Origin of the sequence: Tepidibacter hydrothermalis (assembly GCF_029542625.1) — a bacterium.
Classification (GTDB): Bacteria; Bacillota; Clostridia; order Peptostreptococcales; family Peptostreptococcaceae; genus Tepidibacter_A; species Tepidibacter_A hydrothermalis.
The window spans coordinates 2605376-2622392 of sequence record NZ_CP120733.1; the positions used below are offsets into that span (position 1 = coordinate 2605376).

At 29.6% G+C, this 17017-nt stretch carries 13 protein-coding genes; 3 read left to right on the forward strand and 10 right to left on the reverse strand.

The features are described 5' to 3' along the window. Nucleotides 1–98: 98 nt before the first annotated feature. Nucleotides 99–1742: a vanadium-dependent haloperoxidase gene (locus P4S50_RS12340; protein ID WP_277731094.1), complete on the forward strand. Its 1644-nt coding sequence runs from the start codon at nucleotides 99–101 to the stop codon at nucleotides 1740–1742. A 269-nt stretch (nucleotides 1743–2011) separates the two neighbouring features. On the opposite strand, the gene P4S50_RS12345 is transcribed toward P4S50_RS12340, so the two are convergent. The 5 genes from P4S50_RS12345 to xylB form a co-directional block, all read right to left on the reverse strand. Next, the gene (locus tag P4S50_RS12345) at nucleotides 2012–2944 is read right to left on the reverse strand and encodes a sugar ABC transporter substrate-binding protein (protein WP_277731096.1); all 933 of its coding nucleotides are present in this window, start codon (nucleotides 2942–2944) and stop codon (nucleotides 2012–2014) included. A 23-nt stretch (nucleotides 2945–2967) separates the two neighbouring features. After that, nucleotides 2968–3912: an ABC transporter permease gene (locus P4S50_RS12350; protein ID WP_319023186.1), complete on the reverse strand. Its 945-nt coding sequence runs from the start codon at nucleotides 3910–3912 to the stop codon at nucleotides 2968–2970. A 3-nt stretch (nucleotides 3913–3915) separates the two neighbouring features. Beyond that, nucleotides 3916–5388 carry a sugar ABC transporter ATP-binding protein gene (locus P4S50_RS12355; protein ID WP_319023187.1) on the reverse strand — a complete coding sequence of 491 codons (1473 nt, stop codon included), beginning with the start codon at nucleotides 5386–5388 and terminating at the stop codon, nucleotides 3916–3918. A 120-nt stretch (nucleotides 5389–5508) separates the two neighbouring features. Continuing rightward, nucleotides 5509–6483 carry a LacI family DNA-binding transcriptional regulator gene (locus P4S50_RS12360; RefSeq protein ID WP_277731098.1) on the reverse strand — a complete coding sequence of 325 codons (975 nt, stop codon included), beginning with the start codon at nucleotides 6481–6483 and terminating at the stop codon, nucleotides 5509–5511. A gap of 175 nt (nucleotides 6484–6658) precedes the next feature. After that, nucleotides 6659–8134, reverse strand: a complete 1476-nt coding sequence (gene xylB / locus P4S50_RS12365; RefSeq protein WP_277731099.1) for a xylulokinase — start codon at nucleotides 8132–8134, stop codon at nucleotides 6659–6661. A gap of 443 nt (nucleotides 8135–8577) precedes the next feature. Here xylB and P4S50_RS12370 point away from each other — a divergent pair, with 443 nt between their 5' ends. Next, nucleotides 8578–8928 (forward strand): DUF2500 domain-containing protein, encoded by a 351-nt coding sequence (locus tag P4S50_RS12370; RefSeq protein ID WP_277731100.1) that lies wholly within the window; start codon nucleotides 8578–8580, stop codon nucleotides 8926–8928. Between the two features lie 161 nt (nucleotides 8929–9089). Here P4S50_RS12370 and P4S50_RS12375 read toward each other — a convergent pair whose 3' ends face one another. From P4S50_RS12375 to ade, 5 genes are all read right to left on the reverse strand, one after another. Continuing rightward, the gene (locus P4S50_RS12375; protein ID WP_277731101.1) at nucleotides 9090–9806 is read right to left on the reverse strand and encodes a gamma-glutamyl-gamma-aminobutyrate hydrolase family protein; all 717 of its coding nucleotides are present in this window, start codon (nucleotides 9804–9806) and stop codon (nucleotides 9090–9092) included. Nucleotides 9807–10113: 307 nt separating this feature from the next. Beyond that, nucleotides 10114–10800: a hypothetical protein gene (locus tag P4S50_RS12380; RefSeq protein ID WP_277731102.1), complete on the reverse strand. Its 687-nt coding sequence runs from the start codon at nucleotides 10798–10800 to the stop codon at nucleotides 10114–10116. Between the two features lie 172 nt (nucleotides 10801–10972). Then, nucleotides 10973–12928 (reverse strand): M4 family metallopeptidase, encoded by a 1956-nt coding sequence (locus tag P4S50_RS12385; protein ID WP_277731103.1) that lies wholly within the window; start codon nucleotides 12926–12928, stop codon nucleotides 10973–10975. Between the two features lie 231 nt (nucleotides 12929–13159). Further along, entirely contained in the window at nucleotides 13160–13597 is a 438-nt protein-coding gene (locus P4S50_RS12390) for a hypothetical protein (protein WP_277731104.1), read from the reverse strand. Nucleotides 13598–13662: 65 nt separating this feature from the next. Beyond that, nucleotides 13663–15390: an adenine deaminase gene (gene ade, locus P4S50_RS12395; protein WP_277731105.1), complete on the reverse strand. Its 1728-nt coding sequence runs from the start codon at nucleotides 15388–15390 to the stop codon at nucleotides 13663–13665. Between the two features lie 236 nt (nucleotides 15391–15626). Between ade and P4S50_RS12400 the strand changes: the two genes are divergently transcribed. Beyond that, complete coding sequence (locus P4S50_RS12400; protein ID WP_277730718.1) at nucleotides 15627–16958, forward strand: IS3 family transposase; 1332 nt, start codon at nucleotides 15627–15629, stop codon at nucleotides 16956–16958. The last annotated feature ends 59 nt before the right edge of the window (nucleotides 16959–17017 follow it).

Sequence of the window (17017 nt, forward strand, 5' to 3'; positions counted from 1 at the left end):
TTGAATGTATTATATACCTCCTCCTATTATCACAAAAGCTATACTTCTTTAATATTATAAGTCTATATATTATATAGATTTTAGAAGGAGGTCAAAAGGTGTATAACAAATTTGTTGAATCACAAATATCAAGTACAAAAAAAAATGATAATATAGCAAAAAATAAAAGTACTCAAACTAATAAAAAACAAAATTCAGATGAAAATTTCAACTTAAGTAAATCTTGTGAAATCGGACCATTAACACCTCTTCAACATAGTGAAAAAGCACATACAATCCGTACAGATGCAGCTAGCTTCCAAAAAGATCTCCCCATACCAGGTAACCCTTGTAATGGAGATTCATCATTATACCCAAATAAAATTGCTAACTACTCTAAGGCTTTACCACATAATGAATTAGGCGAAGTTAATATGAGTGCCTATAATATATGGCTTAAGGCTTTAACAACCGGTAATCCTGAAATATTTGAAGATATACCTTTAGGTGGCATTAGGAAATTGGCTAATCCTCAGGCTTCATATGCATTTGATCTAGAAGGACCTAATTCTCATCATTTAACTATGCCTGTGCCACCTAATTTTAGTAGTGCATGTATAGCTAGCGAAATGGCTGAAGATTATTGGAGAGCATTAACTCGTGATATACCCTTTGCAGAATATAATTCTAATATTCTTATTCGTGAAGCTGCTAATGATATGTCGACATTCTCAGATTATCGTGGGCCAAAAGACGGGGGAATAGTTACTTCAGGTACATTATTTCGTGGTAATACTAAGGGAGATTTAGTTGGACCTTATATTTCTCAATTTTTGTGCAAAGATATTCCATTTGGATCCAAAATGGTTAAACAACAATACCGTACTCCATTACCCGAGAAGGACTATATGACTTCATATGAAGAGTGGTTAAATATTCAAAATGGTGGGACTCCTAGTAGTTTAATTGAATTTGACCCTAAACCTCGTTATATTCGAAATGGTAGAGACTTAGGAGAATGGGTTCATGGAGATTTTACGTATCAATGTGCCTTAAACGCTTGTTTGATTTTATTAAGCTTTGGAGAGAAAGCTCTATGCCCAGAAAATCCTTATTTATGTTCAAAAACACAAGTTGGTTTTATTACTTTTGGGTCGGCATATATTTTAGATTTGATTGCTAAATCGGCAAGGATAGCACTGGAAGCTGCTTGGTTTCAAAAATTCCTAGTTCATCGTCGATTACGCCCTGAGGAATTCGGAGGACGTGTTCATAATGATTTGACATGGGCTACTGATTATCCTATTAATTCAGAGTTATTAAATTGTAAGGCTATTTCTAAAGTTTTTGATAAATATGGAACCTACTTGTTGCCTATGGCGTATCCAGAAGGTTGTCCTACTCATACATCCTATCCAGCTGGTCATGCTTGCATTGCTGGTGCAGGTGTTACTATGATGAAAGCTTTCTTTGATGAAGATTTTATTATACCTAATCCAGTTGTAGCTAGTCCTGATGGTTTATCATTACTACATTATTCAGATGAACAATTAACTATAGGTGGTGAATTAAATAAACTAGCTTCCAACATTTCTCTTGGTAGAGATACCGCAGGTGTTCACTGGCGTTCAGATGGAATAGAGGGACTAAAATTAGGAGAATCTGTTGCTATTGGTATCCTTCATGATTTTAAGAAAACTTATAATGAAGACTTCAAAGGATTTTGTTTTACAAAGTTTGACGGAACTACCGTAATAGTTTAAAGTTAAAGCCATATGAAATTTATATGAAAATAAAAAATTCGTCTACTCGCTAACGCGGTGACTCATGTCACCAACGATCCTTCCAGGCTCCGTTGCTCAAAAATACTTGCAAATATGTAGCCTTTTCAATAAACTATCCACAAAACAAAAAATGATATAGTTTCTTTAAGCATAAAAAGAGTTTGCGTATACGCAAACTCTTTTCTATTTAATCATAACTACATATTTAATTAATCATGCTGTACTAACTTAATTAATAAGCATTAATTTTATTTTTTATCATCTGACATATAAACATCAACTAAAACACGTGGTTCTGGTTTTGTACCATCTTTTAAATAAGCATCAACATACTTCACTGATTCAGATCCTATAAATTTAAAATCTTGAACTGCTGTTACTGCCATTTTCCCTTGATCGATTAAATCATATGCTTCTTTTGCACCATCAAAACCAATAACAATAATACCATCATCTTGTCTTCCAGCTGTTTCAATAGCACGTGCAACACCAACTGCCATTGTATCATTTTGTGTGAATACTACATCAATATCATCATGTTTTGCTAGTAAATCAGACATAGCAGCCTCTGCTGGTGCCATAGAAAATTCACCTACAGCTGTATCTAAAATCTTAAATTTACTGTTTGAATTTTTTTCTGGATCAACTATACTAAGGAATCCGCCTCCACGTTCACGTTGAGGAGCAGTACCTATAATTCCTTCTATATGTACAACATTACCACCTTCTGGTAATTTATTTTCTAACCATTTACCAGCAAGTTCTCCACCTTTTTTATTGTCTGTAACTAAATAAGATAAAATACCATCTACATCTACAGATCTATCAACTGTTACAACTGGAATATCTTGAGCTATTGCATCTTTTAATGAATTTGCAGTTGATGATTCATCTGAAGGGTTTATAATAATTGCATTAACACCCTTTTGGATAGCATCTTCAACTTGAGAAGGTTGTTTAGAAGCATCATTTTGTCCATCATAAACTAATACTTCATATCCTAATTCTTCTCCTTGATTAACTACAGCATCACGAAGTACATGAAAGTAAGGATTTCCTAAATCAGCCATAAGCAATGCAATTTTAGGTTTTTCATTTTCATTGCTTGTAGTAGTTTTACCACACCCTGCCATTGTAAATAACAAAGTCATTATTAATAATAGTGTTGTAATCTTTTTCATTATAATTCCTCCTATTTTTATATTTATTTAGTACTTTTGCGATCTAAAATAACCGCAAATAGTATTACTAATCCTTTAATAAATTGTTGATAAAATGCTGAAACTCCTATAATATTTAGTCCATTATTTAAAACTCCAATAATTAATGCACCTAAAAATGTTCCAAAAATCTTTCCTTTTCCACCTGATAGGCTTGTACCACCTATAACAACTGCTGCTATTGCATCTAATTCAAAACCCATTCCTGCAGTAGGTTGTGATGAACTTAATCTAGAAGTTAAGATAATAGCTGCTAATGAAGATAAAAAACCACTAATAACATAAACTAAAGTTTTTACTTTAATTACTGGTATCGAAGACAACCTAGCAGCCTCTTCATTTCCACCTAGTGCATATACAGATCTACCAAAAGCTGTATTTTGTAAAAGAACTAATAAAACTGCTAGTAATAATAAAAATATAATCATTGGAAAAGGTACTTTTAGGAATCTTCCTTGACTAAAATAATCTAGTACAGGTGCATTTTTTGTAAGACCCATAAATGGAATACCATCAGAAATAATCATTGTAATCCCTCTGAACATAGTCATTGTTGCTAATGTAGCTATAAATGGTTGTAGTTTTATTTTAGAAACCAAAACCCCATTTATTGCTCCAAGCATAGTACCAAATACAATTGCAATTAATATAGCAATCACATCTGGAGTGCCTGACTTTATCATTAGTCCTAATATTACACCTGTAAGCCCAAGTATAGATCCTACAGATAAATCTATTCCACCTGTCAATATCACAAATGTCATTCCAAAAGCAATAAGCCCATTAATTGATACTTGTCTAAATATATTTAAAATATTGTATAGTGTCAAAAATTTAGGATTCATTGCCGTTACAATAATTACTAAAATCAATAAACTAAATACTGTTCCAAATTTTTTGTATATATCCCCAACTTTTTTCATATTCATAAGCTATTTTCCTCCACCTGTTGCATATTCCATAATCTTTTCTTGAGTAGCATGTTCAATATCAAATATTTTTTTCAACTTTTTCTCATGCATAACAGCGATTCTATCACAAATACCTAATACTTCAGGTAATTCACTAGAAACAACAATAATTGCAACTCCCTCTTTCTTAAGTTCATTAATTATTTCATAAATTTCTTTTTTAGCACCTACATCTACTCCACGTGTTGGCTCATCTAAAATTAATATTCTAGGTTTTGTAATAAGCCACTTTGCAATAACTACTTTTTGTTGATTACCACCACTTAAATTACCAACTTCAACCTTTGGACTAGATGTTCTAACTTTTAATTTCTTTATAAATTTATCTGTAGTTTCTGAAATTTTAAAATCATCCATTAACCCATTTTTTTTAAAATCTTTCAATGAAGGTAATACCATATTATTATTAATATCAAAGTCCAATATCAACCCTTCATTTTTCCTATCTTCAGTAATAAATCCAAAACCTAATTTTTTAGCGATTAATGGTGAGTCTATGTTAACTTTTTTATTATTTAAATAAATTTCTCCACTATCACATTTGGTGCTTCCAAATATAGCATGCATAACATCAGTTCTACCTGAACCCATTAATCCGGAAAAACCAAGTACTTCGCCACTTCTCAAGTCAAAATTAATACCTTCAAACTTTCCATGTTTTTCGAGTTCCTTTACAGATAAAACCACTTCTCCTGGAGTTGTATTTGATTTTGGAAAACGATCATCCATATCATATCCAACCATCATACTAACGATTTCATCAAAACTTGTATCACTAATTTTTTCGCATCCAACATACTTTCCATCTCGAAGAACAGTAATTTCATCGCATAGTTCAAATATTTCTTCCATCCTATGTGATATATATATAAACGAAACTCCCTTTTCTTTTAATTCTCTCATTACTCTAAAAAGAAGTTCAATTTCTTTATCTGTAAGTGCAGCTGTTGGTTCATCCATAATAATAAGTTCAGCATCTAATAAAAGCGCCTTTGCAATCTCAACAAGTTGTCTATATCCAACAGATATATCTTTAATTAACGTATTTGGATTAATATCTAAACCTAATATGTTTAATTTCTCTTTTGCTATTTTTAGCATCCTCTTTTTATCAATGAGTCCAAATTTATTTTTAAGTTCTTTACCTAAAAACATATTATCTACAATGCTCATTTCACGTAGCACATTTAATTCCTGATGAATAAAAGCAATTTTTAGATTTTCACTTTTTTTTATATTATAAATGTCCTCTGTTTTTCCATTGATGATTATTTCTCCAGAATCTTTAGTATAAACTCCTGTTAAAATCTTCATCATAGTTGATTTTCCAGCTCCATTTTCGCCCATCAGTGCATGAATTTGCTTATCCTTAACGTGAATTCCTGCGTTTTCTAAAACTTTGACATCACCAAAAGATTTGTTAATATTTTTCATTATTAGTTCCACGTTAACACCTCAAATTCTACAAATTTCTAAAATATAAAACTAGTTGCTTATAGAATAAATCCTGTAGCATCATATATTCATATACTATAATTAAATTTCATTTTACTTTTAAAGTATTGTTGTCCCTCTATTTATAAGTTTAACTTCCATCAAATAATCTTTAATAGGAATTTTTTCATTATTAATTAATTTAATTAATATTTCAATTGTAGCCTTTCCTAATTCTTGTATTGGCTGATTTATTGTTGTAAGTGAAGGGTGCAATAATTCACAAATAAAACTGTTGTCAAAACCAATTATTTGAATATCCTTTGGAATTTTAGTATTATTCATTTTTAAAAATTTCATTACTGTAGCTGCTGCAATATCATTAAAAACAAATATCCCATCATATTTATTGATTCTTTTTAGCTTTTCAATATTTTCTTTAAGCATTTCAACTTGAAAATCTGTTTCAAACTCAATAAAATCTATTTCTAAATTCTTTTCTTTTGCAGCATCTAAAAAACCTCTATATCTTTCCTCTGTTGCTTCAAAACACTTTGGTCCTTTTATATGTAATATTCTTCTACATCCGCTTTCATATAAATGTTCAAATGCAATTTTACCTCCACTATAATTGTCTGAAGACACTGTTATAATTTCATCAGAAATATGATTTTCAAATGATATTATTGGGATATCTATATTACCGTACTCTTCTTTACATTTACTTCTGGCAACTACAATTCCCGCAACCCTATGACTTTGAAGCACATCTAGATATTTTTTTTCCTTTTCAATATCATCATCTGTATTACATAAAAGTATATTATATCCATTATTATTAGCATTCTCTTCAATAACAGATGACATTTGATTAAAAAACGGATTTGATATATTTGGTACCATAAGACCTATTGTTTTTGAGTTTTTTGTAAAAACAGCTCTAGCTAATGCATTTGGTTTATAATTTACTTCCTCTATAACCTTTTGTATTTTCAACTTAACTTCATCACTCACATGCTCAGTTCCATTTAAATATCTAGATACTGTAGCAATACTTACTCCTGCTGCCTTTGCAATTTTTCTAATATTCGACATATATCCTCCTATACGTTACCTACATTGTGTAATTTTTAAAATTATATCCTTGTTTTATGAAACATGTTTCATAATAGTCACAAATCTCATATAAATATAACTTTTAAAATAGATTATACTATTTTTTTAAACTATACAAGTAAGATTAAAACATGGTCAATTTTAACTGTATTTTCTATAATTTAAACCAATCTTTTAAACAACCATATAGGGATGTGTATTTTTTGTATATTTTTTCATATTCTTTTACATTTTTTTCAATTGGATTTATTTGATTTACTTTTTTTATTAATGTCTCACAACCTTGTTCAACATTATCATACTGACCAGATCCAACTGCAGCTAATATTGCAGCCCCTAAAGCTCCACCTTGATTTGTATTTATTTCATCAATATCATAATTTAATATATCAGCAAGAATTTGTTTCCATAATTTACTTTTTGCTCCACCACCAATTACTCTTATTTGATTGATTGGTATATTTAAGTCTTTTAATATTTCGACAGAGTCTCTAAGTCCAAATGAAACACCTTCTAATACTGACCTTGTTAAATCTCCTCTTTTAACCTTCATGTTCAATCCAATAAAACTTCCTCTAGCATCTTCATCAGCATGTGGTGTTCTCTCTCCCATAAGGTATGGTAGAAAAACAACTCCATTACTTCCTACTTCACTTTCTTCAGCTTCTTTTAATAAATCTTCAAAAGATGTACCTTTATTTACATCTTCAACCCACCATTTTAAACAACTGGCTGCTGAAAGCATTACTCCCATTGAATGGTATTTCCCATTAGCATGACAAAATGAATGTAATCTGTTCTCTTTATCAACTACGAAATTATTATGTGATGCAAATACAACGCCTGATGTTCCAAGTGTTATGGATATTATACCGTCTTCTATAGTTCCTGTTCCAATAGCTCCAGCTGCTTGATCTCCTGCTCCACCTACGACAAGTACTTCACTTTGTATTCCAAGTGTTTTTTTGATTGATTCTGATAATACTCCAGTAACCTCGTATGATTCATATAGCTTTGGTAGTACTTCTTTTTTTATATCAAGAAATTCTATCATTTCCTTTGACCAATCTCTATTTTTGATATCTAACAGAAGCATTCCAGAAGCATCTGAAACATCAGTTGCATAATCTCCTGTAAGTTTGTACCTTACATAATCCTTTGGAAGTAAAATATGTTCTATTTTATCAAACAATTCTTTATTATTATTTTTAAGCCACAATATTTTTGGAGCTGTAAATCCAGTTAAAGGTTTATTAGCAACTAATTCAGTAAGTTTATCTTTACCAAAATACTTTTCAATCTCGATACATTCTTTACCCGTTCTTTGGTCATTCCATAGTATTGCAGGCAATAAAGTGTTTCCATCTTTATCTAAAGCTACCAAGCCATGCATTTGCCCACTAAGTCCAATTGACTTGATTTGATCTTTTGGCAAATTAAATTTGTCAATTAATTCTTTAAGCCCTTTTTCAGTTTTTTCCCACCAATCTGTTGGATTTTGTTCAGCCCAATTCGTTTTTGGATAATATACAGGATACTCTTTTGTAATATCTCCTAATATATCCCCCTCTTGATTAAGAGCTATTAATTTCACAGAAGATGTTCCTAAATCTATACCAATATAAATCATATTCTATTCCTTCTCTATTCATAGTATTTTTATTAATCATTATTTTGTTAATTCTAATTTTTTAGTTTTACAGTTATTTATATCATTTACTAATTAAATGAAATACTTATGAAACATGTTTCATAGAAATTTTACCAAACTAATTTCCAAATGTCAACATTAATGTACACACAATCGACTATTTTTTATGTATTTTTGAAGAAAAATCACCAATATAGTATATCACTTTTGCTGATTTAATACTTTTAAATATATATTATTTTAATGATTTAAATCTATTTTTTATTGATTTATATAGGATAATTAAGAATTTTTTTGTATAATTATGTAATAAAAGAAGGAATTTGTATAATAGTTAGCGAATTATATACACTTCCTGTTCATCCCAAAACTAAGAATTCTAAAAACAAACTATTTTAAAATAAATATTAGAGGTGATATTAATGTTTACGTTTTCGTTCTTCCAAATTATATTTAACATTATGTTTTTTATTATTATAAGCATGTTTGTTATAGCAGTAGTAGGAGGCATAAAACAATGGAACAAAAATAATAATCAACCAGTTTTATATGTTAATGCAAAATTAATATCAAAAAGAACAAATATATCTCGCAATAATAATAATCATAGTCGTTCAACTTCATATTATTGTACTTTTGAAGTTGAAAGTGGTGATAGAATAGAATTTCGTTTATCTGGTAATGAGTATGGATTACTTGCTGAGAATGATGCTGGGAAATTAAAGTTCCAAGGGACAAGATACCTTGGTTTTCAGAGAAATTTAGAAGAATAGATTTGATTAATTCGCTAAAATTGTTCAAAAAAATATGTCTATGGAAATATATCTTATACGTTATATATTTCCATAGACACTATTTATTGTTAAACACTTTAGAATATCATAAACCCATGCCACAATTATCATCAGATTTGAAATCTTTTTCGAATTTAAATTTAGTACGGTGTACACGCTTGAACCAAAGCCTTAAATAGATTCAAAAAGTCTGGATACTTGACAGCCAAATCCTCTGGATGCCATTGAACACCTAATGCAAAATCTTTACTTATATGCTCAATTCCTTCAACCACTCCATCTACTGACCAAGCAATTTCCTTTAGACCATTTCCAATCTTTTTAACAGACTGATGATGAAAGGAATTTATGCTTATCTTTTCTTCATCAAATATATCAAAAAGTATACTTTCGTCATCTATTTTTATTTGGTGGTAAAGGTTATTTGCTGGTGTATCCTTTTGATAATGACCTAAAGAATTTTCTATTTGTGTATTTATATCTTGATATAATGTACCTCCTAATGCAACATTCATTACTTGCATACCTCTACATATCCCCAATACTGGTATGTTCAACTTAAGAGCTTCTAAAAAAAGTTCTTTTTCAAATTTATCTCTTTGTGCACATATCATTTGAACTTTTTCCGTAGGATTTTCTCCATACATTAGCGGTGATACATCTTCTCCGCCTGAAAGTATGAGTCCGTCTATTGATTTCAAATAATTATTTACTATTTCTTCATCTTCCACTATTGGAATCAAAACAGGTATTCCTCCAGCTAAATAAACAGACTTTATATAATTATGATTAACTGAGTCATATGTTTGTTTAGCCTTACTTTCCAAAAATGTTGTTATCCCAATAATTGGTTTCATATTATAAACTCCCCCTCTTTTATTATTTCAATCCATCTTTCTAAAACCAAATTCCGTTCACGTCTTTACATGTAAATTTTTTACATACACATTAAAAGCATTATATCACATTTTTTCAACTTACAATACTTTCCTTATTTAAATTTTAAAAATTCATTGCATTTTTTATATGTAGTTTATATTTATTATGAAAAATTTCCTTTACACTATCTCCTCTAATAAGTCCTAGATAGGTCTATTAAACAAAAATCTTTTCCATAAAATATTTCTCGTCTACTCATCTGTGTATTATAATCTCTATTCTTCACTAAATTGCATCAATAATTTTTGATCCCTTTTCAACCAATTTATTTAATATATCTATTACAAGTTTAGAACTATACCCACAAGTAAAACTTATTAACTCAGGGGTAATATTAGCCTCTCTTACTTTTCCGGATTCAAATATTAACTGAATAAGTATAATTGGTATAATAATAGCGAACAAAAATCTAATTAGTAAATTAAATACTATTCCAGAACTTTTTTTCTCTAGATAAGATAAAAAATATGAAATAGCTCCTATTATTCCAAAGAAAATTAAATTTTTAGACTCATTAATAAAGCTTACTATCGTTTCTGAAAAATAAACCATAGTACTACATAAAAGTATTAATATTAATAAATATGGTATAAAAGAAAAAATTAACATTTTATAAGGTGTTTTGAGTTTTTTACTTTCAACTCTGATTTTCATAACTTGTATTCTTATTTGTGAAATTTGTTTTATATCATCATCTTCTATATCTGAAAGTTTTTCTTGTAAATCTATACATTTATTTATAAGATCTTCAATTTTATATGTATTAAAAAATAAAATCCAATCAAATATTTTACTTTTTTCTTTATTAAATGTTTCATCTTCACGAACATACATTTCCTTTAATAAATCGTTTAACTCATTATATAACTTTGCTTTTAGCTCATCTTTAGATGTATCTATATAACTTTCCATACGAACCTCCTTTAGAATTTTTTACTCCCCGCTGATTATTCTATAACTTTGTATTCTTTTAATTATATGTAATTAAATTTATTTAATTAAAAAACAAAACCTGAGGAATTAATCCACAGGTTTTATTTTAAAACTATCTATAATAAAAGGGACACAATAACTTTTTTATATTTTATTTTACTCCTACAGCATCAAAAGCATCAGCTACAGCTTTACATTCTGAACTATCTTTTCCATAAAAATCTTCTGCTGATTGAATTAAAGCAAGTTTTGCATCATGGAAGTTTGCTGTTGAAGTTAAATAATTTGTTAATGCTTTATAATATATTTTTTCAGCTTTATGAACTCCTATCTTATTTGCAACAAGGTATGCTGCTTTATTTGGTATTCCTGAATTTGTATGAACTCCACCATGGTCTCTAGTAGTATGTACATATTCTCTCATGTGAGCAGGTTGAGGTCTATAAGCTTTATTACTTCCCGGATCTGCAACATCTCTTAATGCATCTCCTTCTTTATATGGTGTCCATACATCTTCACCACATAACCAGTCAGCTTTTTCTGGTTGATATTCAAATTCTATAAATGTACCAAATACATCTGAAAAAGATTCATTTAAAGCACCTGATTGATTTTCATATACAAGATTGGCTTCGTTTTCTGTAACTCCATGTGTCATTTCATGACCAACAACATCTAATGCACCAGATAAACCTAATGATGTGTATCCGTCTCCATCTCCATATGTCATTTGGTCATAAAACCAAAAAGCATTTACATAATTATTTCCATAATGAACAGATGATACAATATCCATTCCTTTATCATCTATACTATTTCTTCCAAATTTATCATGATAATAATCATATACGTGTTCTGCGTATTTATGAGCATCTACAGCTGCTTTATATTTTTCATCAGAAAATTCATTCTTTTCACTGTACATCATTAACCCTGGTAAAAAGTACTGCATTTTATTTTCATTATCTTCATCTTCTTCAATATCTGGAACATGTTTAGCAGTAAAAGTTTTTATGCTTATACCATCTTTAGTATTATCAATCATGTAGTATGCTCCATTTTTATATTGAACGTTTATTTCTTTTTTATCATTTAATATTCCAGTTCCTACTCCTTTAACATCTGCCGTTTGTATTCTGTTGTATTTTTTTACTATTTCACCATTATCAGCATTAATGAAAACGCTCCAATCTCCAGGTTGAGATCCTAAATTCATTACTCTTACTTCGTAAACAGGTATGTATTTTCCATCCATTTCATAAAAATAACTATTTACTTGTGGGTCTTTTGTAGTTGTATCCACGTTAACTTCTGATTTAGCAAGTTCTACAGCAACTTTTTCTCTAATTTCTAATTTCTTGTAACTTTTGTCAGAAATTTTATTATATACCTCATTATCTATTTTTCCATTAACAGCATACACTTCTCCATCTTTATTAAAATGAATTATATATTGTTTTCCAAATAGAGGAATAGACTTGTACATCTGTTGAACTTTAACATGTGTATTCCCTAATTCATCCGTCTTAGTGCTCATTTCCTTTAACTCTTCTTTTGGGTTATTTAATTTGAATAAATCTTTATTTTCTTCAAAAAGCTCTACAACGCCATTCATATCTGCACTTTTTTGTGTCGCAAGTATACCTTTTAAAAATCCTAGCTCATTTTCTTTATCAAACTTTACTATATTTTCATTTTGTGCTTTTACAGTTTCTTGTATTTTATTCTCAACTTCTTCTTTCTTACTTTCTATTACTTCGGCTTTGTTTTCTTCGATAGTTTTATCAATTTCCTTTGCTTTGTTTTCTTCAGTCTTCTCTACTTTTTCCTCCATATTTTCTTCTTTATTTTCTACTTCAGTTTTTTCTACTTTTTTATCTGTGTTTTCCTCTTTGTTTTTTACCTCTTTATCTTTATTCACATCTTCTTTAGCTTCAATCTCTTTTCCTTTATTATTTACTTCTTGTTCTTCTTGAGTATAAATTTCAGTATTCTCAGATATTGTTATTTTACTAGTGTTTATCTCTTCTGCATTAACTACTGGTGTTAACAATATTGAACCTGTCATAACTGTAGAAAGTACTATAGAACTCAATTTTTTATTCATAAATATACCCTCCCGATAAATTTTCTTAAAATTCAAAACATTATTCGTTTTAAATAATACAAAATTCGCACAATTATTGCAAATCGTCATTTTGTCACATAACAGGAGTTTAATTTAACAAACAATCAATTTATTTGCGTAAAAGTTACTTATTAGATAATTTGTACAATAAATGCAATTTTTTTATAATTCAGAAAAAGAACCTGTGTAATCACAGGTTCTCATATTCTTCTATTTGTAATTATAAGTGTAATTCCAGTTTATATTGCTAAGATCAACACCAAACAATCCATAGGAACTAGGTTCAAATGAAAGTTTAATCCTCTTCCCCTGATACGGCCTTAAAGACCCTCCAATATCTATATAATCAAACGTTTTTTCAGCAAAAGTTCTTCCATTTGTATCAGTTAAAATCAAGTTAAAATCAGTTATCTCAGAAAGAAATTTGTCAGTTAAATTAACTATATATCCATCAACATAAAGCCTATTATTCTCATCATATATAGAATTAACTATCATATCTATGTTATCTCTTTCAATATTAAAATCGTTTCCATAGAATATCTCCCGTCTACTCATCTGTGGATTATAGTTTCTATTCTGCTTTTTTTGAGAATTAACATAATAATTTCGTCTATAAAGATAATATGGATTAATTCCATAAAACATAATATATCACTTCCTTTTTATAGTCTCATTATTATATCCTATAAAAACAAATATTTTATGTTACTTTAATCCACATTTATTTCTATAAAATCAAACTTAGTAACATCAAATAATCCCTTATCAGTAATCTTTATCTCAGGAATAACAGGAAGTGCCAAGAATGCAAGAGTCATAAACGGCTCTATATTCTTATTTACATTCAACTTTTCATAAGATATATGCAGCATTTCAGATAATATCTCACTAACTTTTTCGATATTCAAATCAGACATAAGACCCGCTATTGGAAGTTCTAGAGTTTTTAATATTTTTGAGTTTGAGCATATAGTTATACCCCCTCCTACTCTGGCAACTTCATTTATAGCCATTAACATATCTTCGTCATTATCTCCTATAACAACTATATTATGAGAATCATGAGCTACGGTTGATGCTATAGCTCCACCTTTTAATCCAAAATTTTCAACCAGTCCAAGTCCTATATTTCCTGTTGCATTATGTCTTTCAACAACTGCTATTTTAAGCACATCATCTTCTTTCGTACTTTTAAACAATCCATCTTCAACATTTACATTTCTAACTACCTTCTTAGTCAATATGCTATGATCTATTACACCCATAACGTTTGCTTTATTTGTTTTCATATTTATATTTAAATCTTCTTTTTTTACATTTTTTATATTTACAGTATCTTTTACATCATAACTGCTATTTTCACTTGCATTAAATAAAGGTTTCTTATTTTTTGATACCAATTTCCCATTTTTAAATACTTTAACTACATCAAACTCTTCTAAATCATCAATAACTATTAAATCAGCATAATATCCCGGTGCTATTGCACCTAATTTTTCAAGATTATAGCATTCAGCAGTATTTATGCTGGCCATCTTTATAGCTGATATAGGATCTATTCCATTTTTTATAGCTATTCTTACACTATTATCTATATGTCCTTCATTCAATAAATCCTCTGGATGTCTATCATCAGCACATAATATACACCTTCTCATATTTTCATCAGTTATCCCCTTTACTAATGATAATAAATTTTTGGCAGCAGATCCTTGTCTTATGGCTATATACATACCCAGTCTTATTCTCTCCATCATTTCCTCAACCGTTGAACATTCATGCTCAGTTTTAACCCCTGATACAACATATGCATTTAAGTCTTTCCCAGATATTTCAGGACCATGTCCATCTATTATTTTTGAGTACTCATTAGCAAGGTTAACTTTTTTTATAACGCTATCATCACAATTTATAACGCCAGGATAATTCATCAATTCTCCAAGCCCCAATACTCTTGGATTATCTATTAATTTCTCCAAATCATCAGCTTCAAGTACAGCTCCTGAACTTTCAAAAGGTGTAGCCGGTACGCAAGATGGAAGCATTATGTATACATTTAACGGTATATTTTTAGTTTCATTCAGCATGTATTCAATTCCTTTAAGCCCACATACATTCGCTATTTCGTGAGGGTCTGCAATTATCGTAGTAGTTCCTCTTGGAACTATTGCTCTTGCAAACTGAACTGGAGATACCATAGATGATTCTATATGTATATGTCCATCTATAAGTCCCGGAGATACGTACCTTCCTTTTATGTCTATTTCTTTTTCTCCACTATAATTTCCAACACCTACTATCTTTCCATATGCTATAGCAATATCAGCTTCTATTATTTCATGTGAAAATACATTTACAACCTTACAATTTTTAAGTACCAATTCTGATTTTTTTCTTCCACTAGCCATATCTATCATATTTTTCATGTTATTATTCATCCTATTCATCCCCTTATATAAATCCTAACTTAATTGTGTATTTAATATACTATTTTCGTCATTTTCACCTTAAATGTCAATACTAAATATTTATTTAATGAATAATTTTTTAATGTATAAAAAAAAAGAGAAGCTTTCGCTAAAATGGTACCTATAGATTGGACACATAAAAAAGAGTGTCTAGTTTATAGGTACTTTTTTGTGTATAATTATCATTGAATATGGAGGCCTTTAGTATGAGTAAAATTACATTTTCAAAAGACAATATTGAAAGATTAAATAAGAACCCTTATGTAAAGCGCGTTAGCGAGAAGTCAATAACATACTCTGACGAGTTTAAAATAATGTTTATTGAGGAGTATTTAAGAGGAAGCACACCACGAACTATTTTCATTGATGCTGGATTTGACGTTGAAATACTTGGTGTCAAGCGCTATGAACAGGCGGCAGCCAGATGGATAAAAGCGTACAAGAAAGATGGAATTATAGGATTAAGTGATACTAGAAGAGTGAATTCAGGCAGACCAAGTAATGCTCCAGTTTCAAAGGACGATATTATTAGCAAACAAGAAGCTAAAATAAAACTGCTTGAGGAACAATTAGAATTGCTAAAAAAGCTCGACGTGACAGAAAGGAGGCTGGTAAACAACTGCGTAAATCTAACAAATAATGAAGTATATGAGTTAATTTTAAAGACTGTGTCTAAAAAAGATTATTCAGGCACAGTTTCTTATTGCTGCTCAATTTTAGGGGTTTCACGTTCAGGTTATTATCATTATTTAAAGACAGCACCTTCTAGAACTATAAGGGAGAATGAAGATTTAAAAGCTAGAGATATTATATTAAAGGCTTATAATTATAGAGGTTATAAGAAAGGTTCTAGATCAATTAAAATGACACTAGAAAATGAGTTTGGTATTATATACAGTAGAAAAAAAATCCAAAGGATTATGCGAAAATACAGTATAGTATGTCCTATAAGAAAAGCCAATCCGTATAGAAGAATAGCCAAAGCGACAAAAGAACATAGAGTAGTACCTAATCTGCTACAGAGAAATTTCAAACAGGGTATTCCTGGCAAGGTGCTACTTACTGATATCACATACATCCCTTACGGGATAAATAAAATGGCATATTTATCAGCTATCAAAGATAGCTCTAGTAACGATATTCTAGCATATCATGTATCTGATCGAATTACTTTAGATATAGCTACAATTACAATTAAAAAATTAGTTAATACACATAAAGCTGATTTACATGATGAAGCTTTTATCCATTCTGACCAAGGGGTCCACTATACAAGCCCTAAATTCCAAAAATTACTAAAAAGCCATAATCTAGGACAATCCATGTCTAGACGTGGTAACTGCTGGGATAATGCACCTCAAGAATCCTTCTTTGGTCATATGAAGGATGAAGTAGATTTCAAAACATGTTCTACACTTGAAGAAGTAATTAATAAAGTTGATAATTACATGGATTACTATAATAATTATAGATGTCAATGGGGATTAAAAAAGATGACTCCTAAACAATTTAGAAATCATCTTTTGAATGCAGCTTAACCCTTTTTTTATAATGTCCTTGACAAAGGGTCCATTTTACGCTTCTCTCTTTTTATTAT

Coding starts and splice junctions, on each gene's coding strand:
- P4S50_RS12345 (WP_277731096.1), bottom strand. CDS start 2,944: ATGAAAAAGATTACAACACTATTATTAATAATGACTTTGTTATTTACA.
- P4S50_RS12350 (WP_319023186.1), bottom strand. CDS start 3,912: ATGAATATGAAAAAAGTTGGGGATATATACAAAAAATTTGGAACAGTA.
- P4S50_RS12355 (WP_319023187.1), bottom strand. CDS start 5,388: ATGAAAAATATTAACAAATCTTTTGGTGATGTCAAAGTTTTAGAAAAC.
- P4S50_RS12360 (WP_277731098.1), bottom strand. CDS start 6,483: ATGTCGAATATTAGAAAAATTGCAAAGGCAGCAGGAGTAAGTATTGCT.
- xylB (WP_277731099.1), bottom strand. CDS start 8,134: ATGATTTATATTGGTATAGATTTAGGAACATCTTCTGTGAAATTAATA.
- P4S50_RS12370 (WP_277731100.1), top strand. CDS start 8,578: ATGTTTACGTTTTCGTTCTTCCAAATTATATTTAACATTATGTTTTTT.
- P4S50_RS12375 (WP_277731101.1), bottom strand. CDS start 9,806: ATGAAACCAATTATTGGGATAACAACATTTTTGGAAAGTAAGGCTAAA.
- P4S50_RS12380 (WP_277731102.1), bottom strand. CDS start 10,800: ATGGAAAGTTATATAGATACATCTAAAGATGAGCTAAAAGCAAAGTTA.
- P4S50_RS12385 (WP_277731103.1), bottom strand. CDS start 12,928: ATGAATAAAAAATTGAGTTCTATAGTACTTTCTACAGTTATGACAGGT.
- P4S50_RS12390 (WP_277731104.1), bottom strand. CDS start 13,597: ATGTTTTATGGAATTAATCCATATTATCTTTATAGACGAAATTATTAT.
- ade (WP_277731105.1), bottom strand. CDS start 15,390: ATGAATAATAACATGAAAAATATGATAGATATGGCTAGTGGAAGAAAA.
- P4S50_RS12400 (WP_277730718.1), top strand. CDS start 15,627: ATGAGTAAAATTACATTTTCAAAAGACAATATTGAAAGATTAAATAAG.